The 26,856-nt window shown below is 68.5% G+C and carries 28 protein-coding genes; 7 read left to right on the plus strand and 21 right to left on the minus strand.

From position 1 onward, the window contains the following. Positions 1 to 27: 27 nt before the first annotated feature. The 17 genes from AC5P66_RS10545 to AC5P66_RS10625 all read right to left on the minus strand — a co-directional run bounded on the left by AC5P66_RS10545 (position 28) and on the right by AC5P66_RS10625 (position 15,041). The gene (locus tag AC5P66_RS10545) at positions 28 to 2,382 is read right to left on the minus strand and encodes an MMPL family transporter (protein ID WP_049416020.1); all 2,355 of its coding nucleotides are present in this window, start codon (positions 2,380 to 2,382) and stop codon (positions 28 to 30) included. Beyond that, entirely contained in the window at positions 2,375 to 3,004 is a 630-nt protein-coding gene (locus AC5P66_RS10550; protein WP_100478946.1) for a LolA family protein, read from the minus strand. Before AC5P66_RS10550 ends, AC5P66_RS10545 begins: the two co-directional genes overlap by 8 nt. Then, on the minus strand, positions 3,001 to 3,432 hold the full coding sequence (locus AC5P66_RS10555; protein ID WP_005420298.1) for an acyl-CoA thioesterase: 432 nt from the start codon (positions 3,430 to 3,432) through the stop codon (positions 3,001 to 3,003). The genes AC5P66_RS10550 and AC5P66_RS10555 overlap by 4 nt, the downstream gene beginning before the upstream one ends. Continuing rightward, on the minus strand, positions 3,419 to 4,969 hold the full coding sequence (locus AC5P66_RS10560; protein ID WP_099494930.1) for an HAL/PAL/TAL family ammonia-lyase: 1,551 nt from the start codon (positions 4,967 to 4,969) through the stop codon (positions 3,419 to 3,421). Before AC5P66_RS10560 ends, AC5P66_RS10555 begins: the two co-directional genes overlap by 14 nt. Next, positions 4,959 to 5,900: a lysophospholipid acyltransferase family protein gene (locus AC5P66_RS10565; RefSeq protein WP_049416012.1), complete on the minus strand. Its 942-nt coding sequence runs from the start codon at positions 5,898 to 5,900 to the stop codon at positions 4,959 to 4,961. Before AC5P66_RS10565 ends, AC5P66_RS10560 begins: the two co-directional genes overlap by 11 nt. Position 5,901: 1 nt before the next feature. Next, the gene (locus AC5P66_RS10570; protein WP_049416009.1) at positions 5,902 to 6,672 is read right to left on the minus strand and encodes a glycosyltransferase family 2 protein; all 771 of its coding nucleotides are present in this window, start codon (positions 6,670 to 6,672) and stop codon (positions 5,902 to 5,904) included. Continuing rightward, on the minus strand, positions 6,662 to 8,347 hold the full coding sequence (locus AC5P66_RS10575) for an ApeI family dehydratase (RefSeq protein ID WP_099494929.1): 1,686 nt from the start codon (positions 8,345 to 8,347) through the stop codon (positions 6,662 to 6,664). The genes AC5P66_RS10570 and AC5P66_RS10575 overlap by 11 nt, the downstream gene beginning before the upstream one ends. Continuing rightward, positions 8,340 to 8,891 (minus strand): COG4648 family protein, encoded by a 552-nt coding sequence (locus tag AC5P66_RS10580; RefSeq protein WP_049416044.1) that lies wholly within the window; start codon positions 8,889 to 8,891, stop codon positions 8,340 to 8,342. Before AC5P66_RS10580 ends, AC5P66_RS10575 begins: the two co-directional genes overlap by 8 nt. Positions 8,892 to 8,913: 22 nt before the next feature. Further along, the gene (locus AC5P66_RS10585; protein WP_005411609.1) at positions 8,914 to 9,171 is read right to left on the minus strand and encodes an acyl carrier protein; all 258 of its coding nucleotides are present in this window, start codon (positions 9,169 to 9,171) and stop codon (positions 8,914 to 8,916) included. A 17-nt stretch (positions 9,172 to 9,188) separates the two neighbouring features. Then, entirely contained in the window at positions 9,189 to 9,446 is a 258-nt protein-coding gene (locus tag AC5P66_RS10590; RefSeq protein ID WP_005411610.1) for a phosphopantetheine-binding protein, read from the minus strand. Continuing rightward, positions 9,433 to 10,230, minus strand: a complete 798-nt coding sequence (locus AC5P66_RS10595; RefSeq protein WP_099485775.1) for a lysophospholipid acyltransferase family protein — start codon at positions 10,228 to 10,230, stop codon at positions 9,433 to 9,435. The genes AC5P66_RS10590 and AC5P66_RS10595 overlap by 14 nt, the downstream gene beginning before the upstream one ends. Further along, the gene (locus AC5P66_RS10600) at positions 10,223 to 10,966 is read right to left on the minus strand and encodes a beta-ketoacyl synthase chain length factor (RefSeq protein WP_049415997.1); all 744 of its coding nucleotides are present in this window, start codon (positions 10,964 to 10,966) and stop codon (positions 10,223 to 10,225) included. Before AC5P66_RS10600 ends, AC5P66_RS10595 begins: the two co-directional genes overlap by 8 nt. Before the next feature lie 216 nt (positions 10,967 to 11,182). Further along, complete coding sequence (gene cydB, locus AC5P66_RS10605; protein ID WP_049415994.1) at positions 11,183 to 12,196, minus strand: cytochrome d ubiquinol oxidase subunit II; 1,014 nt, start codon at positions 12,194 to 12,196, stop codon at positions 11,183 to 11,185. A 1-nt stretch (position 12,197) separates the two neighbouring features. Beyond that, positions 12,198 to 13,595, minus strand: coding sequence for a cytochrome ubiquinol oxidase subunit I (locus AC5P66_RS10610; RefSeq protein ID WP_495216292.1), 1,398 nt, complete (start codon positions 13,593 to 13,595; stop codon positions 12,198 to 12,200). Positions 13,596 to 13,808: 213 nt separating this feature from the next. Beyond that, positions 13,809 to 14,024 (minus strand): hypothetical protein, encoded by a 216-nt coding sequence (locus tag AC5P66_RS10615; protein WP_049415989.1) that lies wholly within the window; start codon positions 14,022 to 14,024, stop codon positions 13,809 to 13,811. Continuing rightward, the gene (locus AC5P66_RS10620) at positions 14,021 to 14,674 is read right to left on the minus strand and encodes an RNA polymerase sigma factor (RefSeq protein WP_099494928.1); all 654 of its coding nucleotides are present in this window, start codon (positions 14,672 to 14,674) and stop codon (positions 14,021 to 14,023) included. The genes AC5P66_RS10615 and AC5P66_RS10620 overlap by 4 nt, the downstream gene beginning before the upstream one ends. A gap of 37 nt (positions 14,675 to 14,711) precedes the next feature. Beyond that, complete coding sequence (locus tag AC5P66_RS10625; RefSeq protein WP_005414880.1) at positions 14,712 to 15,041, minus strand: hypothetical protein; 330 nt, start codon at positions 15,039 to 15,041, stop codon at positions 14,712 to 14,714. 167 nt (positions 15,042 to 15,208) lie between these two features. On the opposite strand from AC5P66_RS10625, the gene AC5P66_RS10630 reads away from it, so the two are divergent. The 5 genes from AC5P66_RS10630 to hemF all read left to right on the plus strand — a co-directional run bounded on the left by AC5P66_RS10630 (position 15,209) and on the right by hemF (position 21,220). After that, the gene (locus tag AC5P66_RS10630; RefSeq protein ID WP_099494927.1) at positions 15,209 to 17,578 is read left to right on the plus strand and encodes a S9 family peptidase; all 2,370 of its coding nucleotides are present in this window, start codon (positions 15,209 to 15,211) and stop codon (positions 17,576 to 17,578) included. After that, positions 17,575 to 17,994, plus strand: coding sequence for an NUDIX hydrolase (locus tag AC5P66_RS10635; RefSeq protein WP_049438277.1), 420 nt, complete (start codon positions 17,575 to 17,577; stop codon positions 17,992 to 17,994). Before AC5P66_RS10630 ends, AC5P66_RS10635 begins: the two co-directional genes overlap by 4 nt. A gap of 30 nt (positions 17,995 to 18,024) precedes the next feature. Next, on the plus strand, positions 18,025 to 18,585 hold the full coding sequence (locus AC5P66_RS10640; protein WP_099494926.1) for a hypothetical protein: 561 nt from the start codon (positions 18,025 to 18,027) through the stop codon (positions 18,583 to 18,585). Between the two features lie 70 nt (positions 18,586 to 18,655). Then, positions 18,656 to 20,269, plus strand: coding sequence for a hypothetical protein (locus AC5P66_RS10645; protein ID WP_495216293.1), 1,614 nt, complete (start codon positions 18,656 to 18,658; stop codon positions 20,267 to 20,269). 54 nt (positions 20,270 to 20,323) lie between these two features. Next, entirely contained in the window at positions 20,324 to 21,220 is an 897-nt protein-coding gene (hemF, locus tag AC5P66_RS10650; RefSeq protein ID WP_099485682.1) for an oxygen-dependent coproporphyrinogen oxidase, read from the plus strand. A gap of 36 nt (positions 21,221 to 21,256) precedes the next feature. Here the strand turns inward: hemF and AC5P66_RS10655 are convergent, their stop codons facing one another. Together AC5P66_RS10655 and polA are read right to left on the minus strand one after the other, a co-directional pair. After that, a complete protein-coding gene (locus AC5P66_RS10655) occupies positions 21,257 to 21,736 on the minus strand; it encodes a DUF421 domain-containing protein (RefSeq protein WP_021203514.1) in 480 nt (159 codons plus the stop codon). Positions 21,737 to 22,090: 354 nt separating this feature from the next. Next, the gene (gene polA, locus AC5P66_RS10660; RefSeq protein WP_099494923.1) at positions 22,091 to 24,865 is read right to left on the minus strand and encodes a DNA polymerase I; all 2,775 of its coding nucleotides are present in this window, start codon (positions 24,863 to 24,865) and stop codon (positions 22,091 to 22,093) included. A 98-nt stretch (positions 24,866 to 24,963) separates the two neighbouring features. On the opposite strand from polA, the gene AC5P66_RS10665 reads away from it, so the two are divergent. Then, the gene (locus tag AC5P66_RS10665; RefSeq protein ID WP_005411628.1) at positions 24,964 to 25,248 is read left to right on the plus strand and encodes a DUF2782 domain-containing protein; all 285 of its coding nucleotides are present in this window, start codon (positions 24,964 to 24,966) and stop codon (positions 25,246 to 25,248) included. 173 nt (positions 25,249 to 25,421) lie between these two features. On the opposite strand, the gene AC5P66_RS10670 is transcribed toward AC5P66_RS10665, so the two are convergent. Further along, on the minus strand, positions 25,422 to 25,868 hold the full coding sequence (locus AC5P66_RS10670; RefSeq protein WP_005420335.1) for a universal stress protein: 447 nt from the start codon (positions 25,866 to 25,868) through the stop codon (positions 25,422 to 25,424). A 183-nt stretch (positions 25,869 to 26,051) separates the two neighbouring features. Between AC5P66_RS10670 and AC5P66_RS10675 the strand changes: the two genes are divergently transcribed. After that, positions 26,052 to 26,198, plus strand: a complete 147-nt coding sequence (locus AC5P66_RS10675) for a hypothetical protein (RefSeq protein WP_162838146.1) — start codon at positions 26,052 to 26,054, stop codon at positions 26,196 to 26,198. Between the two features lie 48 nt (positions 26,199 to 26,246). Here the strand turns inward: AC5P66_RS10675 and AC5P66_RS10680 are convergent, their stop codons facing one another. Continuing rightward, positions 26,247 to 26,801, minus strand: a complete 555-nt coding sequence (locus AC5P66_RS10680) for a hypothetical protein (protein ID WP_099494922.1) — start codon at positions 26,799 to 26,801, stop codon at positions 26,247 to 26,249. Positions 26,802 to 26,856: the final 55 nt, after the last annotated feature.

A 26,856-nucleotide genomic window follows, 5' to 3' on the forward strand; every position in this document is an offset into this window, starting at 1 on the left:
TGGAAAGAAGGAAGTCGGAAAACAGGCTCAGGCCGGCGGCAGATCGTGCGGCGGCGGACGGAACAGCGGCGAGATCAGCCAGACCAGGCCGATGCCGAACAGCAGGGTCAGGCCGAACGCGCGCAACGCCGGGGTCTGCGACAGGCCCAGCAGGCCGAACGACAGCCAGGTGCTGGCCGCGCCCACGCACACGGCCAGCCAGGCACTGGCGTCGCCGCGATGCTCGATCAGGAAAATGCCGTAGTCGATGCCCATGCCCAGCAACAGCATCAGTGCCAGCACGTTGAACAGCTGCAGCGGCTGGCCGAACAGGCCCAGCAGGCCCAAGGTCAATGCGCCGGCAATCAGGGTCGGCGCGAACACGCGCCAGGCCTGGCGGCGGTAGCGCAGCCACAGCGCGCCGAACACCAGCACGATGCCGACCAGCAGCAGCCCGCCCATCAGCTTGCGGTAGTGGCCCAGCAGCTGCGAGAAGTCGGCGGTGCGATCCACCCAGCGCACACCGGGCAGGCCCTCGGCCGCCCCGCGCAGGGTGGCCAGCGCATCGGCGCGCGACAGGTCATCGACCATCACCACGCTGATCATCTGCCCGCCGACCTGGCCCACCCACAGGTGCCGGAACGGCTGCGAGGCCGGCGAGGCCAGGAACGCTTCGGCCGTCAGCGGCGTGGTGGCGAAGTCCGGGCGCGGCAAGGGTTCTCCGACCGCATCGGACACGGCCCGCAGCACGCCCGGTTCCACCTTGGCGGTCAGCGCGGCGTCGGCCTGCTGGCGTGCCGGCGACGGCAGCCAGTCACTGATCGCGCGGTAACCGCCGATGCGCTTGTCGGCGGCCAGCGCACGCAGGCGTCCGGTCAGCGCCTCTTCGCGCTGCAGCAGCTGCGCCGCGTCGGTGCCCTGCACGAGGTAGAACTGTGCCGGGCTGGGCATGCCCAGCAGCTGGCTCAAGCGGATCTGCTGCGCCATCAGCGCGGGCGGCGAGGACTGCAGGCTGCGCAGGTCGTCGTCGCTGTGCAGGCGGGCGATGCCGATGGCCGAAAGCACCACGGTGGCACCGAGGAACACCATCACCGGCCGGCGCCCCTGCAGGCGCGGGAAGCGCTCCAGCGTGTTGCCCAGCCACTGCGAGAAACGGGTCTGGCGGATCTCGCCGCCATCCAGCCACGGGAACCAGAAAATCACCGTAAGGAAGGCGGCGGCCAGGCCGACCACCGAGAACAGTGCCATCTGGCGCAGGCCCGGGAACGGGGCCAGGCCCAGTGCCAGGTAGGCCAGCGCGCTGGTCAGCAGGGCCAGCCACAGGCCGGGCAGCAGGTGCCGCAGCAGTTTCCAGCGACGATCAGCCGGTTCGGCCTGGCGCGAAGCGAACCAATGGATGCCGTAGTCCTCGGCCACGCCCACCAGCGACGCACCAAACACCAGGGTCAGCACATGCACCTTGCCAAATACCAGCACGGTCACCGCCAGCGCCACGCCACAGCCGATCAGCAGTGAGGCGGCAACCAGCAGGATCGGGCGCAGCGAACGGAACGCCAGCCACACCAGCAGCAGCACCGCGGCCAGCGAGCCCCAGCCGATCGTGTTGATCTCCTGGTTGGCCTGCACCGCCGCCGCTTCGGCGTGCAGCGGCACACCCGCATGCAGGATTTCCAGTTCCGGCGCCGCCGCCCTGGCGGCCTGCCCGGCCCGTTCCAGCAGGCCATCGAGATGGCGCTCGCCATCCAGCTGGAACGCCGACCCCGGCGTATCGAACTGCAGTACGGCCCAATGTCTGCCCTCGGCTTCGAGCAGGCCGTCATCGCCCAGCCGCAGCCCCGACCCCTGCGCCTGCTGCTGCCACCATTGCGGCCACAGCGACAGCGGGTCCTGGCGCCAATCGGTCAGGCGCGGGGCGCCCATCGGACCGTACAGCGCAGCCAACGCCTGCTCGGCCAGCGCGCCCGGCTCGCTGCCCTGCAGCTGCTCGCGCTGGGCCGGGGTCAGCAGGCGATCGCGATACGGCGCGTAGAACGCGCGCGCCTCGTCGAACCAGCCTTCGATCGAACCGCTGGGCACCAGCAACGCGCTGTCGGCATCCGCCGCCATCGCCGCAGCGAATGCCGCCTGTGCGCGCTTGGCGGCGGCGCCATCCTTGCTGCCCAGCAGCACCACCACCTGCCGCGAGCTGCCATCAGCGATGCGCCGGGTGACGTCACTCAACAGGCGGTCATGCGCGTCCTGCGGCAGCAGGGCGAGGATGTCGGTGTCGATCCGCGACTGCTGGCTCCACAGGCGCCATTGCTGCGCGCCCAACACCAGCAGGAGCACCAGCCAGGCGATGCCCAGCCAGTGCCACCAGCGCCGCAACCGGTCCGGCCCGTTCGATGCTGCACCCTCACTCAAAGCGGCGCGCCTCGTCGGCGGTGAGCGTGGCCGGCGCTTCGCTCAGTGCACTGAACTGGATCTGCGTGCGGTCCTTGTTGGCCTCGACGATCTCGACCTGGCGCACGTAGCGGTCACCCTGCAGGGTCAGCGACTGGAAGGCCTTGGCCAGCATCGCCGACTTCGGCGTCAGGCGCAGCCGCCAGCCCTGCCCTTCACGGCTGGCCGCCACGTTGAACTGGCCGGACAGCGCCTGCACGTCGCCACTCATCAGCGCGAACATGATCGCGTTCACCGAACGCATCGCCGGCTGCTGCCGCGCATCGAGCTCGACACGGGTGCTGCCATCGCGCTGGCGGCTGAGGATGCGGTCGGCGGTGACCACCACTTCGGAGGGGAACGGCTTGAGCGTGGTCCAGATCACGCCATGCTGGCGCGCGACCACGAACTGGCCCTGCGAGCGCAGCGGGTTCCTGAAGCCGCTGACCTGCTTTTCCTGGCTGAACTGGCCACGCAGCACGTCCGGCTGCGCCACCGCCTGGGTGATCGCATCCATGGCGGGGTCGGCCGCCTGCACCTGCGGTGCGGCAGCGAAGATCAGTGCGCACAGCAGCACGCTCGAAAGACGGGCAAGGGTGTTCACGGTGCAGGCACTCCCAGGCGTTCCCACAGTACTGGAGGGCACTGGTACAGCATTTCCCTGCTGGCCGCGTCCACCGCGACCTGGATGGTCATCGCACGGGTCAGCACCTGGCCGCTTTCCGCATCAAGGATCTCGTACTCGATCTTCAGCCGGTTCTCCCATTCCACGATGCGCGCAATCACGCGCAGCGCCTGGTTGAACAGCAGCGGGCGCACGTACTTCACCCGCGCATCGACCACCGGCCACAGGTAACCCGATTCGAGCATCTGCGGGTAGTCGTAGTCGTAGCGCCCGAGCAGCGCGCAGCGCGCGATCTCGAAGTACTTGAAGTAGTTGCCATGCCAGACCACGTTCATCGGATCGCAGTCATGGAAGGCGGGGGTCAACGCAATTTCGCCAACCCGTTCAATAGCCTCATTCACCGGCATACAGCTCCCAACGTTGCGCGCGGATCTCCACCAGCAGTTCCCGCAGTTCGCGATCCAGCGCGCGGTCTTCTTCAACCAGGGCGATGCGCTGCCCCAGGTCGGCGTACATGCCGGCCAGACTGCCATGCAGCTGCGCGTTCAGGCCAACCCGTTCGCGCAGCGCCAGGCCCTGGCGGGCGGCGATCAGCATCGCGGCCACCACCTGTTCAGTCAGTTCGATCACGCGCAGGCAGTCGCGCGCGGCGATGGTGCCCATGCTGACCTTGTCCTGGTTGTGGCACTCGGTGGAACGCGAGAACACGCTGGCCGGCAGGGTCTGCTTCAGCGCTTCGGCAGTCCAGGCCGACACGCTGATCTGCAGCGCCTTCAGGCCATGGTTGATGGCCGCGCGCGGGCCGGTGGCCGCCGACAGGTTGGCCGGCAGGCCATGGCTGTAACGGGCATCCACCACCAGCGCCAGCTGCCGGTCGAGCAGGTCGGCAACGTTGGCCACGGTGTTCTTCAGGGTGTCCATCGCCAGCGCGATGTGGCCGCCGTAGAAGTGGCCGCCATGCAGGATGCGCTCGCCGTCGGCATCGATCAGCGGATTGTCGTTGGCGCTGTTCAGTTCGGTTTCGATCAGCTGGCGCAGGAACGGCAGGCTGTCCTCCAGCACGCCGATCACGTGCGGCGCGCAGCGCAGCGAATAGCGGTCCTGCAGGCGCTGTTCATTGCGTGGCGGACGCTCGCTGTGCAGGTCGCTGCGCAGGCGCGCGGCGATGCGGCCCTGGCCCGGGTGCGGCTTGGCCGCGAACAGGGTTTCGTCGAAGTGGTGCGCGTTGCCGTCGCTGGCCAGCACGTTGAACGCGGTCAACCGCGTGGCCATGCGGGCCAGGTAGTCGGCGCGCTGCCAGGCCAGGCAGGCCAGGCCGGTCATCACCGCTGTGCCGTTCATGATCGCCAGGCCTTCCTTCGGCCGCAGCTTCAGCGGGGTCATGCCGATCTTCGCCAGCACTTCGGCCGCCGGCTGCACGCGGCCGTCGTGCAGCACCTCGCGCTCGCCGCACAGCACCGCCGCGACGTAGGACAGCGGCGTCAGGTCACCACTGGCCCCCACCGAGCCTTCGGCCGGGATCATCGGCAGCACATCGTGCTGCAGCAGCGTGGCCAGGCCTTCCAGCAGCGGCACGCTGACGCCGGACATGCCGCGCACCAGCGACGCTAGGCGCGCGGCCAGCACCGCACGGGTCTCGACCGGGTCCAGGTAACGGCCCAGGCCGCAGCCATGGTAGGTGTACAGGTGGTGCGGCAGTTCCGCCACCAGCGCCGGCGGGATGTTCACCGTGCACGAGTCGCCGTAGCCGGTGGTCACACCGTAGATCACGCCATCCTCGCGCAGCAGGCGGTCGAGGAAGTCGGCACCGCGCTGGATGTGCGCGCGGAACGCCGGCGCGTCGCTCAGTGCGGCCTCGCACTGGCGCTGGGCCAGGGCAACCACGTCTTCGATGGTCAACGGTGCGTCGCCAAAGCGGCACAGGGGTACGGCGTCAGTCGTCATGCGGAGCCTGATCCCAGAAGGGGAAGAAATTGAACCAGTCCAACGGGGACTGGATGACCTGGAGTTCCAGCCAGCGCGCGAAGCGCTGTGCCTGTTCGGCCAGCGCGGCGTCGCGCGAGCCACGCGGCAGCACGATGCGTTCGGCGAATTGTTCGAATGCCACCCGATAGCCATCGCCCTCGTGCAGGCAGGCCATGGTGTAGACCGGGCAGCCCAGCGCCGCGGCGAGCACATAGGCGCCGATCGGGAACGGCGCGCGATGGCCGAGGAAATCGGCGGTGACGCTGCGACCGCCCTGCACCGGCGTGCGGTCGCCGACGATGGCAACGAAGCCCCCCGCCGCCACGCGCTCGGCCAGCATCACCGCCGTGGCCGGCCCCATTTCGGTCACCTGCACCAGTTCCACCGCCGCCAGCGGGTCCAGCCGCTGCAGCAGACGGTTGAAGCGCTGCGCATGCGCGGTGTGCACCAGCACGGTGATGCGGAACCCCGGCACCTGTTCGGCCAGCACCTGGCACAGTTCCAGGCAGCCGATGTGCGCGGTGAGGATCAGACCGCCTTCGCGGCGCGCGATCTTCTGCAGCACCAGGTCGCGGTGCAGGTGGATACGGTCGGCCGGGTAGCGCCCGCCCAGGCCGAGGATCTTGTCCAGCATCGTGTCGGCGAAGGCGAAGAAGTGGCGCAGGCTGTCGCGCCGGGTCGGCGCGCGTCCGAGCACACCGCTGTATGCCTGCAGCCGCTGCAGGTACTGCATCGAGGCCTGTCGCCCCACACGGTTGCCCAGCCAATGGCAGGCCACCACCGGCCACGCGCACAGGCGGAATGGCCAGCGCCCGAACCAGCGGTGCACCCAGCACAGGAACAGCACGCCGGCCACCGACGTCGATTCGCCGATGTCGGCCCAGTGCGGGGCGTCCTGCGCGGTCGCCATCTCAGCGCTGCCCCTGCAGGCGGCGCCACAGCAGCCGCGGTGCGCGCCAGAGCATGCCGAAGAACAGGCGGGTGTGCATGCGGCTGATGCGCACGTTGTCGCGCCACACATCGAAGTGCGACACGCCATCGGCGGGATAGGTCACGCGCGTGGCCAGGTGCTCGACCGGCAGCCGGCGCCAATACAGGCGCACCATCACTTCAGTATCGAAATCCATGCGCCGGCCGATGGTCTCTTCACCGATCAGACGCAGCACCGGCGGCAGCGGATACACGCGGAAGCCGCACATGGTGTCGCGCAGGTGCAGCGACAGCGTGTTGATCCAGACCCAGACGTGGGTGGCGTAGCGGCCATACAGGCGTGCCTTGGGAACACTGGCGTCGTAGGCCGGAATGCCGCAGATCACCGCGTCGGGATGCACACGCGCGGCCTCGATGAAGCGTGGCAGATCAGCGGTATCGTGCTGGCCGTCTGCGTCGATCTGCAGCACGTGGCTGTAGCCACGCGCGCCGGCTTCAGCAAAACCGGCCAGCATCGCCCCACCCTTGCCCTGGTTGGCGTCCAGGCGCAGCAGGTCGACGCCCTGGCGCTGTGCCAGCGTACGCAGCACCGCCGCGCACGCGTCATGCGAGCCATCGTCGACCAGCAGGCAAGGCAGGCCAGCGGCCTGCACACCGTCGACCACCGCCACGATGGCGTGCTCGTGGTCGTAGACGGGAATCACTACCAGTGGCGCGAACGCGGCACCGGCAACGGCCGGGTCAGTCCGCATCGGCGAAAACCACCTTGCCGCTGGCATGCACACCGTGGCTGGAGGTATAGCGGAAGGCCAGCACGTTGCGTGCGGCATCCCAGTCCAGCTGCAGGGTCAACTCATCGCCGGGGCGGGCCACATGCTGGAACTTCACCGCGTCCATGCGCAGGAACGCCCGCGGCATCGCAAATGCCTGGCGGCCGAAACGCATCGCCCAGTCCAACTGCGCCACACCGGGCAGGATCGCCGCCTGCGGGAAGTGGCCCTGGAACGGCCGCAGCGCCGGGTCGAGGGTCATGCGCAGCGTGGCGCTGGCGGCGTCGCGGCGGTCCCAGACCGGCACCGGCATCAGTGGCTGGAACAGCGCCGCCAAGGCCGCCTGGGTCACCTTGCCCTGCGCGTTGATCGGCAACGCCTGCACCAGGCGCCAACGGCGCGGCCGGGTCACCGCGTCATGCGCATGCGCCAGGCGCGCGCCCAGGCGTTGGCCCAGCGCACGGCGCGCGGCGTCGCCGCCCTCCAGCAGCGCCGGATCGGCCGGAACCACCACGGCGGCCAGCTGCTCGCGCTGCCCGGGCAGCACCAGCACGCGCACGTCATCCACTTCGGTGTCTTCGCGCAGCGCGCGTTCCAGCGCATCCAGCGAGACGCGGCGCTCTTCGATCTTGACGATGCGGTCGGCGCGGCCCAGCAGCCGGAAACGGCCATCGGCCAAGGCTTCCACGCGGTCCTGGGTGCGCCACCAGCCGGGGGTTTCCAGATGCGCCGAGGCCACCGCCAGGCAGCCGTCGTCGATCCGCCACTGCACACCCGGCAGCGGCTGCCACGGCGGCAGGTCGGTGTCCCAGCGGCGCCAGGCGATGCCGCCGGTTTCGCTGCTGCCATAGACCTCGGTCGGAGCCACGCCCAACCACTGCCGCACCTGTCGCGCCGCGTCCTCCGGCAGCGGGCCACCGGAGGAGAACACCGCGCGCAGGCGGCCATGCAGGCTGGCCCAGTCGAGCTGCTCGGGCAGGCGCTTGAGATGGGCCGGCGTCGCCACCAGCACCGTGTCGGTACCGGCCAGCGCGCCCACCAGGTCTTCGTGGAAGAACCGGCGCGGGTGGATCAGGCGGCCGGCAGCCAGCGGCCACAGCACCCGGAACAGCAGCCCGTAGATGTGCTGGTGGGACACCGTGCCGTGCACCTGCGCGCCATCCAGCTGCGCACCGAACGCGGCCTGCAGCGCTTCCACCTCGCGCGCCAGCTGGTCCAGGCGCTTACCGATCGCACTGGGCTGGCCGGTGCTGCCGGAGGTGAACACGCACAGCTCGCAGGCGCGCTCGTCCAGCGCCTGCAGTTCGTCGTCCAGTGCGGCGTCCAGCGCCGCCAGCGGGCGGTAGTCGGCCGACACGTCGCCCGCGAAACCGCTCACCTGCGGCTGCAGCGCCTGCAGCGTGGCCGGCAGGTTGTCAGCGGCCAGGAACACCCGCTTGCCGGCATGCCAGGCGCCGAACAGCGCCGCAGCGAAGGCCACGGCGTCATCGAAATACAGGGCCCAGTCGCGGCCTTCGGCCGCCGCAAAGGCGGCGCGCCAGCCCAGCACGCGCTGGCGGAAGCAGGCGTGGTCAACCATGTCTCCGTCGCACAGGCCGACGCTGCGCTGCGGCCGCGCCTCCAGCAGCAGCCGGTCCAGGGCAATCCACTCAACCATGCGCGTGCGCCGCCTTCACCCGCCGCCGCACCAGCCACTCACCTGCGAACAACACGCCCATCATCACGTACGCCAACAATCCGTTGTAGAGCATCCAGGCCCGGTCCGACGCGTACAGCGCGGTCAGCAGGGCCAGGCTGCCGTTGAGAACGAAGAAGCCGCACCACACCTGGGTGACGCGGCGGGTATAGGCCACCGCGAACGGGGGCAGGTCCGGCTCCTGCAGCCGCGCCAGGCGCTCCACCAACGGCGGCCCGAAGCGCAGGCTGGTGCCGAACACCGCCAGCATCACCGCATTGACCAGCGCCGGGTACAGCTTCAGCGGCAGGGCCTGGTTGAGCACGGTGGCCAGCACCGCCAGCAGGCCGGTGCCGGCGGCGGCGGCCCACCACAACGGCTGGCGCGTGCTCAGCGCACGCAGCAGGGCCAGGGTGAACAGCAGCAGCGACAGCCAGCGCGGCTCGAAGCGGCCCATCGCCAGGTACACCAGCAGCGGGTAGGCAAGCGAAATCGCTGCCACCACGACGGTACGTGCGCGAGCCATGGCGAAGCCGCCGGCGCTGCGGTCAGGCGGCTGCCTGGTCCGGCAGCAGTCCATGCACGACATCAACGATGTCCTGCACGGTGCGCACGGCCTTGAACGCTTCCGGCTGCAGGTTGCGGCCGAGCAGTGGCTTGAGCTGCACGATCAGGTCGACCGCATCGATGCTGTCGATGTCCAGGTCGTCGTAGAGCCGGGCCTCGGGGGTGATCCGGGCGGTTTCAATCTCGAAGCTGTCGGTCAGGATGCTGACGATGCGTTCGAACAGTTCATTCTTGGTCATGGCAATTCCTGGCGCCGTTACGACTGGCGGGCGGCGACGAACTCGCCGAGCGCGCGCACGCTGGAGAAATGGCGACGGGTTTCTTCCGAATCGGCCGACAGGCTGACACCGTACTTCTTCTGCAGTGCCAGGCCCAGCTCCAGCGCGTCGATCGAATCCAGGCCGAGGCCCTCGACGAACAGCGGCGCGGTCGGATCGATGTCCTCCGGCGTGATGTCCTCCAGCGAAAGGGAGGAAATGATCAATTCCTTGATCTCGTGCTCAAGTGCTTGCACGGGGCGGATCTCCAGACAGGTCGAAATAACGAGAAAGGTGCTCGGTGACGCGGCGTGCTGCCAAGGCATCCCCCCTTGGCGAGTCGTCATCGGCCAGGAAGGGCGCGATCGGGATATCTTCGCCGATCTGCAGCCGAACGTGAAAGCGACGTGAGGGGACACGATACCACTTCTGCCCCTTGGTCAACGTGGGCGGGGTGCAGGTGATCCGCACCGGGGTGATGTCCAGCCGGCCACGGACGGCGATGTTGGCGGCCCCGCGCTGCAGCCGCGGCGGCTGGCCCGGCACGCTGCGGGTGCCTTCGGGGAAGATCACCAGGGTGCCGCCGGCGTGCACCGCGGCCACGCAGTCATCGACCAGGCCCGCCCCGTCGTCGTTGGCGATGTAGCCGGCCGCCCGCACCGGCCCGCGCATGAACGGGTTGCAGGCCACGGCCCGCTTCACCACGCAGTCGGCGTTGGGCAGCAGCGAGATCAGGCAGACCACATCGATCAGGGTCGGATGATTGGCCAGCACCAGCAGGCCGTCGCGCTGCAGGCGCTCACCGCCCTCGATCTGGTAGGTCATCACCCCCAGCGCACGCATCAGGCGCAGGTGGCTGGCAAAGGCGACCTGGACCACGCGGCGGGCGCGGCGGCGGCGGACCACCGGGTCGCGCATCAGCAGCAGCATCGGCATCACCAGCACGCCCAGCAGCAGGCCGCCCACGCCGAACGCGGCAAAGCTCAGGCCGGTGCCGAGCACCCGCCAGGCGTGATCGAGGCGGCGCAGCGCCTCAGCCACGGCGTCCCCAGCGCCAGCGCTGGCCCTGGGCCACATGTTCCAGCGCCGGCGCGCCGGACAGCAGGAAGCGGTGCAGGTCCAGCGCGTGCGGCAGTGCGCCCGGGGCGGTGGCAGTGGCCTCCGGCGCCGCCTCCCACTGCAGGGATAGGGTCGGCTGGCCCGGCACCGGCGCCGTCAAACGCCAACACCAGGCAAAGAACGGGTCGGGTTCGTCGGCGAACGTCGAGTAAATCTCGGGAAGGCGCGACTCATACACCACCACCCGCACTTCGCGGGCGCCATCGGCGAGCAGACCGGCCGCTTCCAGGCAGGCGGTCTCGACCGTGGCCTGGCCGGCGGCCAGCGCCAGGTAGTTGCCACGGTGGCCGCGCGCGATCGAGTACAACGCAGCGATCGCGTTGTGCACCGACAGGCCGAACCCCGTCGGTGACAAGGGCTGATCGCTGGCCAGCGCCCCCAGCAGCTCCATCGAACGGGCCACGTCGCCGTGGCGGCTGGCGAACACCAGCGGGACCTGGCTGTCCGCCCCCTGCCCATCCTCGCACCAGCAGGCAGCCTGGATCGCCATCCGGCCCAGCCGCTCGATGCGGCGGCGCTGCATTGCCGGGATCTCGGCCAGCGCCGGCGTGTCTTCGCCAACCGGCGGATACGGCGCATCGGCCCAGCCCAGCCACTGGCTACGCTCGCTCAGGCCGGGCGCCCAGGCAGCCCAGTCGACGATGGAGAATTCGATCATTTAGCGAAGGTGCTTCAACGGGAGAACGATAGGCACGAGCCATTACGGCGACGCGCGGCGGCCCCCCAGTCCTGCAGCCGTGCGTCCGTCCAGGACGTCGCCGGCTGCCCCCCTGGCTGCCGGAAAGGAGCGCACGCTAGCACGTCCTGCACGGGGTGTGCAGGTTTCACATTCCCCAACACGGGAGCCGGCACCGGCGGCCCCCGCTTCAATCAATCAGTGGTAACCGGTATCGGCGTGCACCTTGCCGCGGAATACCCGGTACGACCACGCGGTATAGCCGAGGATGACCGGCAGCAGAACGACCAGCCCGACCAGGGTAAAGCCCAGCGAGGAGGCCGGCGCGGCGGCCTGCCACAGGGTCATCGACGGTGGCAGCAGGTAGGGCCACATGCCCAGCACCAGGCCGAGGAAACCGAGCACGAACAGGGCCAGGCTGAGCAGGAACGGCGGCAGATCGCGGCGCGGATGGGTCGCGCTGCGCCACAGCGCGGCGGCTACCGCCAGGGTCAGCAGCGGCACCGGCGACAGCCACCAGAAGTTGCCGTCGCTGAACCAGCGCGCCATCAGCCGCGAATCGAGGAACGGCAGCCAGCTGCTGACCAGGCCCATCGCCGCGATCACCGCCACCACCAGCGGCCGGGTCATCTGCCGCGCCAGCGCCTGCACGCGCCCTTCGGTCTTCAGGATCAGCCAGGTGCTGCCCAGCAGCGCATAGCCGGCCACCAGCGCGGCACCGGTCAGCATCGCGAACGGGCTGAACCAGGCGAACGGCCCGCCCTGGTAGGCGCCGTCCACCAGCGGGATGCCCTGCACCAGCGTGCCCAGGATCACGCCCTGGGCGAACGTCGCCAGCAGCGAACCGAGGCCGAACGCCACGCTCCACAGCCGGCGTGACCGATGTGCCTTGAAGCGGAATTCAAAGGCCACGCCACGGAACACCAACGCCACCACCAGCACCAGCACCGGCAGGTACAGCGCCGACAACAGCACCGCATAGGCCTTGGGGAAGGCCGCCAGCAGGCCGGCACCACCCAGCACCAGCCAGGTCTCGTTGCCGTCCCAGATCGGCGCGGCGGTGTTCATCATCAGGTCCAGCTGCTCCTCGTCCTCGGCGAAGGGGGCCAGGATGCCGATGCCAAGCACGAAGCCGTCCAGCACCACGTACATCAGCACGCCGAAGCCGATCACCGCGAACCACGCCACCGGCAGCCAGGTCATCAGGTCCATGTCAGCGCTCCTCCAGCGGTTCGTCGGCTGCCGACAGCGGGCGCGCCGGGGTGTGGCTGCCGTGGTCCAGCGACGGCCCTTCGGCGTAGGGCTGCGGTCCGTGGCGCAGGATCTTCACCAGGTACCAGATGCCCCAGCCGAACACGAAGGCGTAGCCGACCACGTAGACGCCCAGCGACAGCGCCGTCATCCACGCGCTCTGCGGGCCAACCGCATCGGCGGTGCGCAGCACGCCGTACACCACCCACGGCTGGCGCCCCATCTCGGTGACGAACCAACCGGACAGCAGCGCGACGAAGCCACTCGGCAGCATCCAGTTCCATCCACGCAGCAGCCACGGTGAATCCAGCAGCTTCCTGCGCCACAGCTGGAACGCTGACACCCAGGCCAACAGCAGCATCAGCGTGCCCAGCCCGACCATGATGCGGAAGGCAAGGAACACCGGCGTCACCGGCGGCCGCTCGCTGGCCGGTACCGAGGTCAGCGGGTCGAAGGTGCCATCCAGCGAGTGGGTGAGGATCACGCTGCCCAGCTTCGGGATGGCCACTTCGAAATCGTTGCGCTCTTCCTTCTCGTTGGGCAGCGCGAACACCACCAGCGGTACGCCCTCGCCTTCCTCGGTTTCATGCCAGTGCGCTTCCATCGCCGCGATCTTCATCGGCTGGTGCTTGAGCGTGTTCAGGCCATGCATGTCGCCGACGAAGATCTGCACCGGCACGGTCAATGCCGCGAACGCCACCGCTGCGATCAGCATGCGACGTCCCGCTTCCACGTGCGTGCCCTTGCGCAGGTACCACGCACCGACGCCACCAATCACGAAACAGGTGGTGATGAACGAGCCCAGTGCCATGTGCGCCAGGCGATAGGGGAACGAGGGGTTGAACACCACCTGCCACCAGTCCACCGGATGCACGATGCCGTTGACCATCTCGTAGCCGGCCGGTGTATGCAGCCAGCTGTTGGACGACAGGATCCAGAACGTGGAGAACAGCGTGCCCAGCGCCACCATGCAGGTGGACAGGAAATGCAGGCGCGGCGAGACCCGGCCCCAGCCGAACATCATCACGCCGAGGAAGCTGGCTTCCAGGAAGAACGCGGTCAGCACCTCGTAGGTCAGCAGCGGGCCGATGACCGTACCGGCCACCTCGCTCAGCCGCGGCCAGTTGGTGCCGAACTGGAAGGCCATGACGATGCCACTGACCACGCCCATGCCGAACGACACCGCGAAGATCTTCTGCCAGAAGAAGTACAGCTCGCGCCACACGGGCAACTTGGTGCGCAGCCAGCGCCATTCGATGAAGGCCAGCCAGCTGGCCGTGCCAATGGTGAAGGCAGGGAACAGCACGTGGAAACTGATGACGAATCCGAACTGGATCCGGGACAACAACAACGCGTCCAAGGGACGCCTCCTGCCTGCGACCGGTGGGATACCAGACCACTTTAGGAGGATTTCGTTAAGACGGGATGCGACCGGGTGACGCGCTGCTTCACTTTGTCGCAGGGGTCAACCGTTCTGGTAGCTGCCAACCCTGGTTGGCACACACGCCCAAACGCCGACCCAGGTCGGCATCTACCCACCGCGATTGGAGCGGCCCACCGCCCGGCGGGTGCCTCAGTGCCAGAAATACCAGGCCGCTGCAGCCAGCAGTGCGCCAAACAACAGCACCTGCACCACCACATAGCCCACGCCACTGTCGCGCGACTCAGCGGCAATGCGCTTCTGCAGCGCCTCGCTCACATCCGGCGTTGCTTCCTGCTGCACCTGCTCACGCAACGCCTGCGCCAGCGCGCGCTTTTCCGCATCGCGAGGGTCGGTCGATTGAGTCACAGCAGCTCTCCGGCGGTGGCATGCCGCGTCAGTTCCTGCTTCAGGACCTGGCGCGCGCGGTGCAGGTGGCTCTTGATGGTACCGCGCGCCAGCCCGGTCACCTGCTCGATCTCGGCCAGATCGAAATCCTCCAGGTAATGCAGGCCGACGATCAGGCGCTGCGGCGCGCTCAGCCGTTCCAGTGCCGCGCCGAGCTGGCGCCCGGCCTGCAGCGCCTCGCTCAACTCGGCGGGCCCGGGGCCTTCATCGCCGATCCCCAGTTCCTCCGGCACCTCCACCGCCACCATCCATTGCGCCTCCAGCCGCCGCCGGCGCAGGTGCTGCAGCGCCGTGGTGTAAGCGACCCGGGAAACCCAGGTGCGCAGCGAGGATTCAAAACGGAACCGGTGCAGCTGGCGGAACACGGCAAGGAAGGTTTCCTGCAGCAGGTCGGCGACCTGGTCGCGGTCGCCGACCATGCGTCCGATCACATGCGCGCAGGTGCGCTGGTGGGTCTCCACCAGCTGCGCGAAGGCCGGTTGCGAGCCATCGATGATGGCTCGCACCAGGGCCTGGTCCGCGTCCAGCGCTTTGGCGGGGGCCGCCGTCGCCGCCCTATCCTCGCGGCGACGGCCCCGCAGTGCCGACAGTGCTTCGCCGAGCAGGCTCATCTATGGGGCGCCCCCTGTGCCCATGGCATGGGCCGGCTCAGCCCTTGCGTGCCGCAGGGCGGGTGAAGTGCCAGGCCAGCAGCTGGCCGAGGCCGGCACTACCGACCAGCGCGGCAGCGGCACCAAAGGTCAGGTCACGGGCACCGATGGCTTCCAGCAGGGCCATGGCCAGGGCCAGGCAGACCAGGCTGATGCCCCAGCGCAGCGCCCCCTGGCGGCGGCGCTCTTCTTCCAGCACGGCCAGCGAGCGGATCACTTCCTCCGGCACGTGCGGGGCCACCAGCTTGCTGCGCGCGCGCGCATCGGCAATGGCATGGATCGCGTAGGCGATGCAGATGAAGAGGGTGATCGGAATGAGTTCCTGCATGGTCGGGCTCCTGTTCGATGGATGATGCGGGTTCAGGAGAATGGATGCGCGACCACGGCAACCGGTTGCACCACTTTGCCAATCCCGCTGCCATGACCTGTGGCCCCTGCCCCGGGCCGGGGCGGCTGGTACCCTTGGCCGGTTTCCTCTTCTGGTGCCGTCCGCCCATGTCCCGAGTGCTGCCCCTGTCCCTCCTGCTGTCGGCCGTGCTGGCCGCACCGGCTGCGCATGCTGCGCCGACGCCGATCACCATCGAACAGGCGATGGCCGACCCGGACTGGATCGGTCCGCCGGTCGAGAAGGCCTGGTGGTCGTGGAACAGCCAGCAGGTGGAATACCAGCTCAAGCGCAACGGCAGCCCGGTGCGCGACACCTTCCGCCAGCCGGTGGCCGGCGGCGTGGCCGCGCAGGTGGCTGATGACCAGCGCGGCACCCTGGACGTGGCCGATCCGGTCTACGACCGCAGCCGCAGCCGCAGCGCCTTCGTGCGCAATGGCGATGTGTTCGTGCGCGACCTGCGCAGCGGCGCGCTGACCCAGCTCACCCGCAGCAACGAGCGCGCGGGCAACGTGAACTTTGCCGCCGACAACGGCGTGATCTGGCGCGTCGGCCAGAACTGGTTCCACTGGACCGCCGCCAGCGGCGTGCAGCAGGTGGCCAGCCTGAAGGCCGAGAAGGACCCGCGCACGCCGCCGAAGGCCGACGTGCTGCGCGACCAGCAGCTGCGCACGCTGGAAACCCTGCGCCGCGACCGCGAGCAGCGCGAGGCATTGAAGGACCAGGACCAGCGCTGGCGCCAGGCTGACCCGACCCGCGCACCGGGCCCGGTGTACCTGGGCGCCGACGTCGAGATCGCCGACAGCGTGCTGTCGCCGGACCTCACCCACCTGATCGTGGTGACCAAGCCGAAGGACTTCGACGACGGCCGCACCAGCAAGATGCCGCTGTACGTGACCGAATCGGGATACGAGGAAACCGAGGACACCCGCACCCGCGTCGGCCGCAACGGCTTCGAACCGCACACCCTGTGGTACGTGGACGTGCGCACCGGCAAGGCCGAGAAGCTCTCGCTGGCCAGCCTGCCGGGCATCAGCACCGACCCGCTGGCCGAACTGCGCCGCAAGGCCGGCAAGGACGCGCTGAAGGGCGAGCGCAGCGTGCAGGTGATGAGCGACTTCATGGGCGGCGGCATCCGCTGGAGCGCCGACGGCCAGCAGGCCGCGGTGATGCTGCGTGCCAACGACAACAAGGACCGCTGGATCATCAGCGTCAACGCTGCAGACGGCCGCGTGCAGAACCGCCACCGCCTGACCGACAACGCCTGGATCAACTGGGGCTTCAACGATTTCGGCTGGATGGCCGATGGCCGCACGCTGTGGCTGCTGTCCGAGGAATCGGGCTTCTCGCACCTGTACACCCAGGCCGGCACCGCCAAGCCGCAGGCGCTGACCAGCGGCAAGTGGGAAACCTCGGCGCCGGTGCCGTCGGCCGATGGCAAGGGCTTCTACTTCCTGTGCAACCAGCAGGCCCCGCATGACTACGAAGTCTGCGCGGTCGACACCGGCAGCCGCCAGGTGCGCGAGCTGACCAGCCTCAACGGCGTGGAGGATTTCTCGCTGTCGCCGGATGGCCAGCAGCTGCTGGTGCGTTACTCCGGTGCCTACCTGCCGCCGCAGCTGGCGGTGCTGCCCAGTGCCGGTGGCCAAGCGCGCGTGCTGACCGACACCCGCACCGCCGACTACAAGGCACGCCAGTGGATCCAGCCGAAGCTGGTGGCAGTGCCGTCCAAGCACGGTGCCGGCGTGGTCTGGGCCAAGTACTACGAGCCGGAAAACAAGGAGCCGGGGAAGAAGTACCCGATCGTGATGTTCGTGCATGGCGCCGGCTACCTGCAGAACGTGCACCAGCGCTACCCGGCCTACTTCCGCGAGCAGATGTTCCACAACCTGCTGGTGCAGAAGGGCTACATCGTGCTGGACATGGACTACCGCGGCAGCGAGGGCTACGGCCGCGACTGGCGCACGGCCATCTACCGCAACATGGGCCACCCGGAACTGGAAGACTACAAGGACGGCCTGGACTGGCTGGTCGACACCCAGCAGGGTGACCGCGACCACGCCGGCATCTACGGTGGTTCCTATGGCGGCTTCATGACCTTCATGGCGCTGTTCCGTGCGCCGGGCACCTTCAAGGCCGGCGCCGCGCTGCGCCCGGTGGTCGACTGGCACAACTACAACCACGGCTACACCAGCAACATCCTCAACACCCCGGACATCGACCCGGAGGCGTACCGCGTGTCCTCGCCGATCGAGTACGCGCAGAACCTGCAGGACAACCTGCTGATCGCCCACGGCATGATGGATGACAACGTGTTCTTCCAGGATTCGGTGAACCTGACCCAGCGCCTGATCGAGCTGCACAAGGACAACTGGTCGATCGCCCCGTACCCGCTGGAACGCCACGGCTACGTGCGCGCCGATTCCTGGCTGGACCAGTACAAGCGCATCCTCAAGCTGTTCGAGCAGAACCTGAAGTGAGCAACGCCGCGGCCACGATCCGGATCGTGGCCGCGGTCATCCTGGATGACCGCGGCCGGGCGCTGCTGGTGCGCAAGCACGGTGCCCGCCGCTTCATCCAGCCCGGTGGCAAGCCCGAACCCGGCGAAGCACCGCTGCAGGCGCTGGCCCGCGAGCTGGACGAAGAACTGGGCGTGCAGCTGCGCGCCGATGCCGCCATCGCGCTGGGCACGTTCGAGGACTGGGCGGTGAACGAGCCCGGCCACCGCGTGCAGGCACAGGCGTGGTGGGTGCAGGTGGACGGTACGCCGCAGGCGCGCGCCGAAATTGCCGAACTGGCCTGGGTATCGCTGCAACCACCGCATGGCCTGCCCTTGGCACCCTTGAGCGAACACCATATCCTGCCGGCGGTCGCCACCCGGGTGACGGCCCGCTGAGCAGGCGGGCGCCGACTGCAAGGACATCGGATGTCAATGTCGATCCCGTCGATCCCCTCGCCGCCGTCCCCGGCCTATCACGCCTGGGTGCGCCCGGTGGCACAGGCCTCGTTCTGGCTGTCACTGCTGCTGACGGTCTACTTCGTGCTGCAGGGACTGGTGCTGTGGCCGCTGCACCAGCTAGCGCTGTGGCGCCTGGTGGAAAGCGAAGTGCAGCACCAGCAGCTGCACAGCCTGGTCTGGCTGCTGGCGCATCCGGTCGCCGCGTCAATGGTCGTCGCGTTGTTGTGCCTGGCCTCGACCGTATCCAGCTGGGGCCTGCTGCGTGAACGTCGCTGGGGCCTGTGGAGCTTCGTGGTACTGCTGCTGCTGAGTGCCCTGACCAACTTCGCAGCCGCCTGGTGGCTGGACCTGTTCATGGGCGACTTCATTCCGCTGCTGGCCGATGACCCGGCCCTGCTGCAGGAGCTGCAGCTGAAACGCTGGCTGATCACGCTGACCGTGGTCGGCATGTCGTTCGTGCTTCTCGGCCTGCAGGGCTGGCTGGCCTGGCGCCTGCTGCGCCCCGACCTGCGCGCGCGCTTCCGCTGAGTTCTGCCGGGTGTGGGCCAGGGCCTCCGGCAGCACCCGGCGTTTTGCCTTTGATCGTCAAGGAGTCGACATGCTCTCACTCGCACCGTACCGCCACTGGCTGGCCTGGGCGTTGCTGCTGGCCACGCCGGTGGCCGCGGCACAGGCACCGCAATGCGGCCTGTTCAAGGCCGACGAAGGCAGCAGCACGCTGCGCGTCAGCTCATCCAACCGTGGCGAGCAGAAGCACTTCGGCAGCGCTCCGACCCCGGTCGCGTTCCAGCAGATCGAAGGCAAGCTGCAGCTGGTGAATCTGGAATATGGCCTGCCCAGCGCGCTGCAGGTGCGCGACCGTGGCCGCACCCTCGAGCTGGACGGCACGGTCTACACCCTGCAGGCCCCTGCACAGTGCGCCGCAGCCGCTGCGCCGGCTGCGGGCAGCTGCCTGGCCGATGCGGCGGCCTGCCTGGACAACCGCCACGAGGCGACCCCGACCGTGCTGGCAGCGGCGTGCCGGGAAGGCGTGCCCGGCATGTGCCTGCAGCTGGCCGATCGCTGGCATGACGAGGCCAGGGCGCCGGCCACGCCGGATGAGGCGCAGCAACAGGCCCTCCTCGATACCGCACTGGCCGGCATCGAACTGCCTGTGCCGTGCCGGAATGGCGGCTTCAGCAACGAGACACCGGCCTGTGCAGCGGCGCTGGAAGCGGATCCGGCGCTGCAGGAGCAGATCGTCAAGGCCGCGATGGGTGCGGCGATGGTCGAAGCCGTGAGCTCCGTGCTGTCACCCTCCACGCCGGTAGTGGTGCCGGCCGTGCAGCGCCAGCAGCTGTTGCAGTTGTGCCAGCAGGTCGGCCATGGCGGCTTCTGCAGCCGCGTGGCCGAGCTCTCGTGGGAATCCGGCGACCCCTTGCAGGCGGTGCAGGCACTGACCACAGCGTGCGCGCCCGGCAAGGACAGCGCCGCCTGCGAGCGCCTGCCTGCATTGCAGGCGCTGGGCGCCTCGTTGCGACCGCAGCCGGCTACGGCGCTGCCCTGCGGCACCTTCCGCGCCGCAGGTGGCCTGATGGATACGCTGGACTTCGGCGATGCAGGACGGGTCGGCATCGGCTGGGACAGCCAGCTGCGTGCTCGTGTCGAAGACGGCGACATCCGCATCCGCCACGACAAGGGCGGCGACTTCGTGCTGCGGCCGTTGCCCGGGGGCCAGCTGCTGGGCCTGGACACGTGGACACGCTTCCAGGTGTTCGTGCCGACCGGCGAGGGCGCGAGCACCTGCAGCCCGCCGAAACACTACACGGTGCTGCCGCTGCCGCAGGACTGCCCGCAGGCGCTGGCCAGCGGCGGTGCCGAAGCCTGCTGCGCGCAGGGCAAGCTGCAGGGCTGCAACATTCTTGGCAACCGTCTTGCGCTGTCCGGCCAATGGCGACAGGCGGCAGAGCACTACACCACCGTGTGCCGTGCCGGCGTGCGCGAGGGCTGCGAAAACCTGGTCGCAGCGCAGGGCCGCAGCAGCGACGTCGACGCCCATGCGATGCTGGAGCGGCTGTGTGCCGCCGACCGCAGCGGGCGCCACGTCGCCTGCGACGTGCTGGACACCGGAAACTGGAGCGCCCTGGAGCTGGGCCGCGTCCTGCAGGAGGCGGTGGACGAAGCGACGGCCGAGGACACTCCGGCGCCGCGCGCTTCCAACCGCAAGCGCTGAGCCTGCCAGGGCCTGTCCGCAGCGTTGGGCGGGCCCTGCGGTAAAGTACGCGCCATGAACGAATTCGAGCGCGTTCGCGCCTACCTCACCGAGCTGCAGGACCGCATCTGTGCGGCGATCGAGGCCGTCGATGGCCGGGCCCGCTTCCAGGAAGACCTGTGGCAGCGTGCAGAGGGCGGTGGCGGGCGTACCCGCGTGCTGCGCGACGGTGCGGTGTTCGAGCAGGCCGGCATCGGCTTCTCCGACGTTGCTGGCAGCCGCCTGCCGCCGTCGGCCTCGGCCAACCGCCCGGAACTGGCGGGCGCCTCCTGGCGCGCCACCGGCGTGTCGCTGGTGTTCCACCCGCTCAACCCGTACGTGCCGACCACCCATGCCAACGTGCGCTTCTTCCAGGCGCAGCGCGACGGTGAAGTGGTGGCCAGCTGGTTCGGCGGCGGCTTCGACCTGACCCCGTTCTACCCGTTCGACGAGGACGTGCAGCACTGGCACCGGGTCGCACTCGATCTGTGTGCGCCGTTCGGCGACGAACGCTACGCCGCGCACAAGCGCTGGTGTGACGAGTACTTCTTCCTGCGCCACCGCAACGAAACGCGCGGCGTCGGCGGCCTGTTCTTCGACGACCTGCACGGCGACTTCGAGCGCGATTTCGATTATCTGCGCGCGGTCGGCAATGGCTTCCTCGACGCCTACCTGCCGATCGTGCAGCAGCGCAAGGACACACCCCACGGCGAACGCGAACGCGAGTTCCAGCTGTACCGCCGCGGCCGCTACGTGGAATTCAACCTGGTCTACGACCGCGGCACCCTGTTCGGGCTGCAGAGCGGTGGCCGCAGCGAAAGCATCCTGATGAGCCTGCCGCCGCGGGTGCGCTGGGAATACGGCTTCTCGCCCGAACCCGGCAGCCCCGAATCGCGCCTGGCCGACTACCTGGTGCCGCGCGACTGGCTCTGAGGGGTGTCGTCGCGCGGGGCGTGGGCTCGGCGCTGGTCAGCTGCCCTTCCGCGCGATGATGGTGATGTGCCCTGTCGTCTCCAGCAGGGCAATCTGCACATCTTCAATCTGCAGCCCGCCCTGCTGGCGCAGCGCGGCATCGAAGTCGGCGCGGCTGATCAGCTCGCGGCGAAGTACCGCCTCGAACAGGCGACCATCGCGCGCGATTACGGTGGGTTCTCCTTCGATCAACCGCTCCATGCGCCGATTCCGGGTGGTGAGCCAGCCCACCCCGTAGTTCAGCAGGATCAGGGTCGCCGCCAGCAGCAGGCCGCCGCCCAGCGAGGTATCCGTGCCCAGCAGCGCGTTCTGCACCGCGTTGCCCAGCAGCACGATCAGCAGCACGTCGAACGGCGTGATCTGCCCCAGAGCCCGCTTGCCGCCCAGCCGGACCATGCCCAGCACCACGACGTAGACCACCACCGCGCGCAGGATGAATTCCCACCACGGCATGGCCAGGGCGAACAGGTCGGGCATGGTCTTCCCCTGCGGAACGGTGGCCCAGCCTAGCACCTGGGGTCAGATCCCTTTGCCCCATCAGCGCCTGGGGTATTCCATCGGCACAAATAAAAAGCCCCGCTGACCAGGGGGAGGTCAACGGGGCCGGGGAACGGGCACTTGGGGAGGAGTCCCCGTTCCGAGATCTGCTCCAGGGGATGGGAGAGATCCACGACAGGCATTGCGCCTGTCGGGAGTTATAGAAGCACTCCGAACACTAACGGTTCGTGAAGGGGCCCCATTTAATGAAATTCAATCGGGGCAACATTCATGGTCGAGTCAGAAACCCCCGACTCATGAACAAATTCACGTCGTTTTCGGCCCGGAATGCGGTCAGTGCGCTTCATCCCAGTTGCTGCCGACGCCCGTGTCGACCACCAGCGGCACCCGCAGTTTGGCCGCTTGCGACATGCGTTCCACCACCTGCAAGCGCAAGTCTTCGACGAAACTGCTTTCGGTTTCGAACACCAGTTCATCGTGCACCTGCAGGATCATCCGTGCCGGTGCCCCGCTGTCGCGCAGCCACTGGTCCACATCCACCATCGCGCGCTTGATGATGTCGGCGGCTGTGCCCTGCATCGGCGCGTTGATCGCGGCGCGCTCGGCCCCGGCACGCAGGCCCTGGTTGCGGGCGTGGATGTCGTTCAGGTACAGGCGGCGGCCGAACAGGGTTTCCACATAGCCCTGGTCGCGGGCCTGCTGGCGCATCCGTTCCATGAAGTCGCGCACGCCCGGGTAGCGGCTGAAGTACAGCGCCACGTAATCCTGCGCCTGGCCGCGGTCAATGCCCAGGTTGCGGGCCAGGCCGAAGGCGCTCATGCCGTACATCAGGCCGAAGTTGATCGCCTTGGCGGCGCGGCGCTCGTTCGGGGTCACCTCCTCCAGCGTGCGCCCGAACACCTCGGCGGCGGTGGCACGGTGCACGTCGGCGCCCTGCTCGAAGGCGCGCACCAGGCCCGGGTCCTCGGACAGGTGCGCCATGATCCTCAGCTCGATCTGCGAATAGTCGGCGGCCAGCAGCTGGCAGCCTTCCGGGGCGATGAACGCGCGGCGGATGCGACGACCGTCCTCGGTGCGGATCGGGATGTTCTGCAGGTTCGGGTCCGACGAGGACAGGCGGCCGGTAGCGGCGCCGGACTGGTGGTAGCTGGTGTGCACCCGGCCCGTGTCCGGATTGACCATCTCCGGCAGCTTGTCGGTGTAGGTGCTGCGCAGCTTGGCCAATCCGCGGTAGTCGAGGATCACCCGCGGCAGTTCATGCTGGTCGGCAATCGCCTCCAGCGCCTCTTCGTTGGTGCTGGGCTGGCCCTTCGGGGTCTTCACCACCGCCGGCAGCTTCAGCTCGTCGAACAGCACCGCCTGCAGCTGCTTGGGCGAATCGAGGTTGAAGCTGCGGCCGGCCAGCTCGGTGGCCTTCTGCTGCGCGGCCAGCATGCGCGAGGACAGGTCCTGGCTCTGCCGGCGCAGTTCGTCGGTGTCGATCCGCACGCCATTGGCTTCGATGCTGGCCAGCACCGGCACCAGCGGCATCTCGATGTCGCGGTACACGCTGTCCAGCGCCGACTCGGCCAGCAGCTGCGGCTGCAGCGCGCGATGCAGGCGCAGGGTGATGTCGGCGTCTTCGGCCGCATAGCGGCTGGCTTCGTCGATGCCCACCTGCGAGAACGGGATCTGCTTGGCGCCCTTGCCGGCCACGTCCTCGAACTTGATGGTGCTGTAGCCCAGGTAACGCAGGGCCAGCGAATCCATGTCGTGGCGGGTGGCGGTGGAGTTGAGCACGAAGCTCTCGAGCATGGTGTCGTCGTGGTAGCCCCGCACGTCCACGCCGTGGCGGCGCAGCACATGCAGGTCGTACTTGCCATGCTGGCCCAGCTTCTTCTTCGCCGGGTCCTGCAGCGCCGGGCGCAGTGCGTCCAGCACCTGCTGCATCGGCAGCTGGGCCGGCGCACCCGGGTAATCGTGGCCGACCGGAATGTAGGCCGCCCTGCCCGGCTCGACCGCCAGGCTGATGCCGACCAGGCGCGCGCGCATCGCATCCAGTGCGTCGGTCTCGGTGTCGAAGCTGATCAGGTCGGCCTGCTGCAGGCGTTCGACCCAGGCCTGCAGCTGCTCGGCGGTCAGAACGGTCTCGTATTCACCCGGCGCGGACAGTGCCGGATCCAGCGTGCCGGCGGCGGGCGCCTCGACGCTGCCACGTGCGAAGCCGGCCGCGGTACCGCGCAGGTTCGGGGTGGCCTCGCTGGCCGCTGCCGGCGCCGGCACAGGCGCACCCAGTTCCTTCAGGGCCTGGGTGAAGCCGTAGCGCGTATACAGTTCGGTCAGCTCCGGCACGTCCTGCTCGCGCAGCGCCAGGCTGGTCGGGCTGGCCTCGAGCGACAAGTCGGTGCGGATGGTCACCAGCTCGCGGTTCAGCGGCAGGCGTTCCAGTGCAGCGCGCAGGTTCTCGCCGATCTTGCCCTTCATGGTCGGCGCGGCCGCCATCACCCCGTCCAGGTGCTGGTACTCGGCCAGCCACTTGGCAGCGGTCTTCGGCCCGCACTTCTCCACGCCCGGCACGTTGTCGACCGCGTCGCCCATCAGCGCCAGCAGGTCGACGATCTGATCGGCGCGCACGCCGAACTTGTCCATCACCGCCGCGTCGGAATCCATGCGGCTGCCGGTCATGGTGTTGACCAGCTCGATGCCCGGGCGCACCAACTGGGCGAAGTCCTTGTCGCCGGTGGAGATGGTCACCTTCAGGTCCTGCGCCAGGCCCTGCAGCGCCAGCGTGCCGATCACATCGTCGGCTTCCACGCCGGGGATGCGCAGGATGCTGATGCCCAGCGCTTCGACGATGCGGCACATCGGCTCGACCTGGCTGCGCAGCTCATCGGGCATCGGCGGGCGGTTGGCCTTGTACTGGTCGTACAGGTCATCACGGAAGGTCTTGCCGGGCGCATCGACCACGAACGCGACGTAGGCCGGGCGCTCCTTCAGCGTCGAACGCAGCATGTTGACCACGCCGAACAGCGCGCCGGTGGGCTCACCCTGTGCATTGGACAGGGGCGGCAGCGCGTGGAACGCGCGGTACAGGTAACTGGACCCGTCGATCAGGACTAATCTGCTCATGCGCCGATTCTACGCGCCCGTGCCTGCACCGCGACGACACGGCACGCACCTGGCGATGGGGCATAATCAGGGCTCTCTCCAGGCAAAGGCCCCCGCCGATGAAGACCCTGATGCTGGCTTCCCTGCTCCTGCTCGCTGGCTGCGCCAGCATGGGTGGCGCAGGTGCTCCCCCGGTGGACGTCAAGGGCGCCGATGTCTCCAAGCGCACCATGGACAACGGCGATGTCATCGAGGAATACCGTGTGTCCGGCCAGCTGCGCATGGTCAAGGTGACGCCGTCGCGCGGTGCCCCGTTCTACATGTACGACAAGAACGGCGATGGCCGATTCGACAACGACAAGGACGGCGTGTCGCCGGTGTACTGGAAGCTGTACAGCTGGTGAGGTGACCGGGGTTGTGACCGGGGTCGGATCCCTTTCCACAGGAAAGGGCTCTGACCCCCTCGAAGCCATCGGCACGGCCGCCGATCCCCCCACAAAAAAAGCAACGCCGGCGCGCATCCTGCGGCCGGCGTCGGGTCCCCTCCCCGGGGAACGCTTGAATCAGCGGGTATGGATCAGCGGATGACCAGCACCGGCAGCGTGCTGCGCGCCAGCACCTCGGCGGTCTGGCTGCCCAGCAGTACACGGGTCACGCCCCGGCGGCCATGCGAGGTCATCACGATCAGGTCGCTGTTGCGCTCGGCCGCCGTCTCGATGATGCCGTCGGCCGCGTAGCGGTCCAGCACGTGCACCGGGTTGGCGGTGATGCCCTGCTCGGCGGCCTTGGCCAGCGCCGGCTGCAGCACCTTCTGCGCGCCTTCCTCGCGGTCAGCCTTGTATTCCGGGCTGTTCATGTAGCCCACGCTCCAGCCCATGGCGTCGTACATGCCGACGGCCCACGGCTCGGAAACAGTGACGATATCGACCTCGGCGTTGAGGTCCTTGGCCAGTTCCAGGCCCTTGGCCAGGCCCTTGTCGGCCAGTTCGGACCCGTCGGTGGCAATCAGGATGCGCTTGTACATGGTGGGGCTCCGTGGCGGTCTGCCAGATGGGAACGCCACCATTGCACACCGGATGTGGAGGCGGCGCCTTGAGCAGGATCAATCCGGCGCCGTGCAGCGGCCTGTGCGCACTACCGGCTTGCGTACTCACTGACCGCGGCGCATGCTGACCCAGCGGTATCGGGCCGCCCCGGGAGAACGTTGATGCAGGACAGCAAGCCGACATCACAAAGCACCCTCAGGATCATCCTGTGGAGCCTCGCCGCCATCTTCGCCCTGTTCTGCGGCGGCTATTACCTGGGCAAGGATCTTGCCCAGCGCGACAACGCCCGGCAGTCAGCCGGCCGATAACCTGGTTCTGTAGAGCCGAGCCCATGCTCGGCTCCACAATTAAACGTCTCAGGCGATCTGCACCACGCGTGCGTTCTGGCACAGCGGATAGCCGCCCACGAATTCGGCAATCGCATCGCGCATCGCCTCGAACGATTGGCCGTACATGTACAGCGCGGTCTCGCTCGGGCCCTGCCACCAGCTGCAGATCTCACCCAGGCCATCAATGCGCTCGGACAGCTGCTCGAACACGTGGTTGGAGTCGCACTGTTCGTAGACGTCGTCCGGCAGGTTCAGGCCATCCAGGTAGATGCCCAGGCCCTCGGTCACGCCGAAACTACGGTCGGCATCGCCCGCGCCCTGGACCTTCGAGCCCTTCGGTGCACCCAGCTGTTCCAGCAGATCGATCAGCTTCGGCACGCCGGCCGCATCGACCAGGGCAACTTCGATATCGCCGTATTCGACCTCACCGAGGTCGGACATCGCAGTGCCGCCGCCGGTCAGCTCGCCCACCTGGGCCGCCTGCAGCAGCGCGTCAAGCGGATCCTCGAACAGTTCGTGGCGATGCTCGGGCTGCAGCCGGGCGTTCAACTTCACGGTGACGTGCAGCGTGGGTTCGGTCATGGTGCATTCCTGGAAGACGTGCCGCCTATTGTAGAGCCGAAGGTAGCGGCAGGAG

The sequence above is a fragment of the Stenotrophomonas sp. YJH_SMC_122 genome (assembly GCF_059369535.1).

Bases quoted from the DNA above. Each gene is read 5' to 3' on its own strand.
- AC5P66_RS10575 (WP_099494929.1), bottom strand. From the start codon at position 8,347: ATGGTTGAGTGGATTGCCCTGGACCGGCTGCTGCTGGAGGCGCGGCCG.
- AC5P66_RS10655 (WP_021203514.1), bottom strand. From the start codon at position 21,736: ATGCCCGACCTGTTCGCCCTGGCCATGCCGTGGTGGGAATTCATCCTG.
- AC5P66_RS10620 (WP_099494928.1), bottom strand. From the start codon at position 14,674: ATGAGCCTGCTCGGCGAAGCACTGTCGGCACTGCGGGGCCGTCGCCGC.
- AC5P66_RS10570 (WP_049416009.1), bottom strand. From the start codon at position 6,672: ATGCGGACTGACCCGGCCGTTGCCGGTGCCGCGTTCGCGCCACTGGTA.
- AC5P66_RS10585 (WP_005411609.1), bottom strand. From the start codon at position 9,171: ATGACCAAGAATGAACTGTTCGAACGCATCGTCAGCATCCTGACCGAC.
- polA (WP_099494923.1), bottom strand. From the start codon at position 24,865: ATGAGCAGATTAGTCCTGATCGACGGGTCCAGTTACCTGTACCGCGCG.
- AC5P66_RS10555 (WP_005420298.1), bottom strand. From the start codon at position 3,432: ATGCCGGTGAATGAGGCTATTGAACGGGTTGGCGAAATTGCGTTGACC.
- AC5P66_RS10630 (WP_099494927.1), top strand. From the start codon at position 15,209: ATGTCCCGAGTGCTGCCCCTGTCCCTCCTGCTGTCGGCCGTGCTGGCC.
- AC5P66_RS10645 (WP_495216293.1), top strand. From the start codon at position 18,656: ATGCTCTCACTCGCACCGTACCGCCACTGGCTGGCCTGGGCGTTGCTG.
- AC5P66_RS10675 (WP_162838146.1), top strand. From the start codon at position 26,052: ATGCAGGACAGCAAGCCGACATCACAAAGCACCCTCAGGATCATCCTG.
- AC5P66_RS10625 (WP_005414880.1), bottom strand. From the start codon at position 15,041: ATGCAGGAACTCATTCCGATCACCCTCTTCATCTGCATCGCCTACGCG.
- AC5P66_RS10640 (WP_099494926.1), top strand. From the start codon at position 18,025: ATGTCAATGTCGATCCCGTCGATCCCCTCGCCGCCGTCCCCGGCCTAT.
- cydB (WP_049415994.1), bottom strand. From the start codon at position 12,196: ATGGACCTGATGACCTGGCTGCCGGTGGCGTGGTTCGCGGTGATCGGC.
- hemF (WP_099485682.1), top strand. From the start codon at position 20,324: ATGAACGAATTCGAGCGCGTTCGCGCCTACCTCACCGAGCTGCAGGAC.
- AC5P66_RS10680 (WP_099494922.1), bottom strand. From the start codon at position 26,801: ATGACCGAACCCACGCTGCACGTCACCGTGAAGTTGAACGCCCGGCTG.
- AC5P66_RS10565 (WP_049416012.1), bottom strand. From the start codon at position 5,900: ATGGCGACCGCGCAGGACGCCCCGCACTGGGCCGACATCGGCGAATCG.
- AC5P66_RS10670 (WP_005420335.1), bottom strand. From the start codon at position 25,868: ATGTACAAGCGCATCCTGATTGCCACCGACGGGTCCGAACTGGCCGAC.
- AC5P66_RS10665 (WP_005411628.1), top strand. From the start codon at position 24,964: ATGAAGACCCTGATGCTGGCTTCCCTGCTCCTGCTCGCTGGCTGCGCC.
- AC5P66_RS10600 (WP_049415997.1), bottom strand. From the start codon at position 10,966: ATGATCGAATTCTCCATCGTCGACTGGGCTGCCTGGGCGCCCGGCCTG.
- AC5P66_RS10560 (WP_099494930.1), bottom strand. From the start codon at position 4,969: ATGACGACTGACGCCGTACCCCTGTGCCGCTTTGGCGACGCACCGTTG.
- AC5P66_RS10580 (WP_049416044.1), bottom strand. From the start codon at position 8,891: ATGGCTCGCGCACGTACCGTCGTGGTGGCAGCGATTTCGCTTGCCTAC.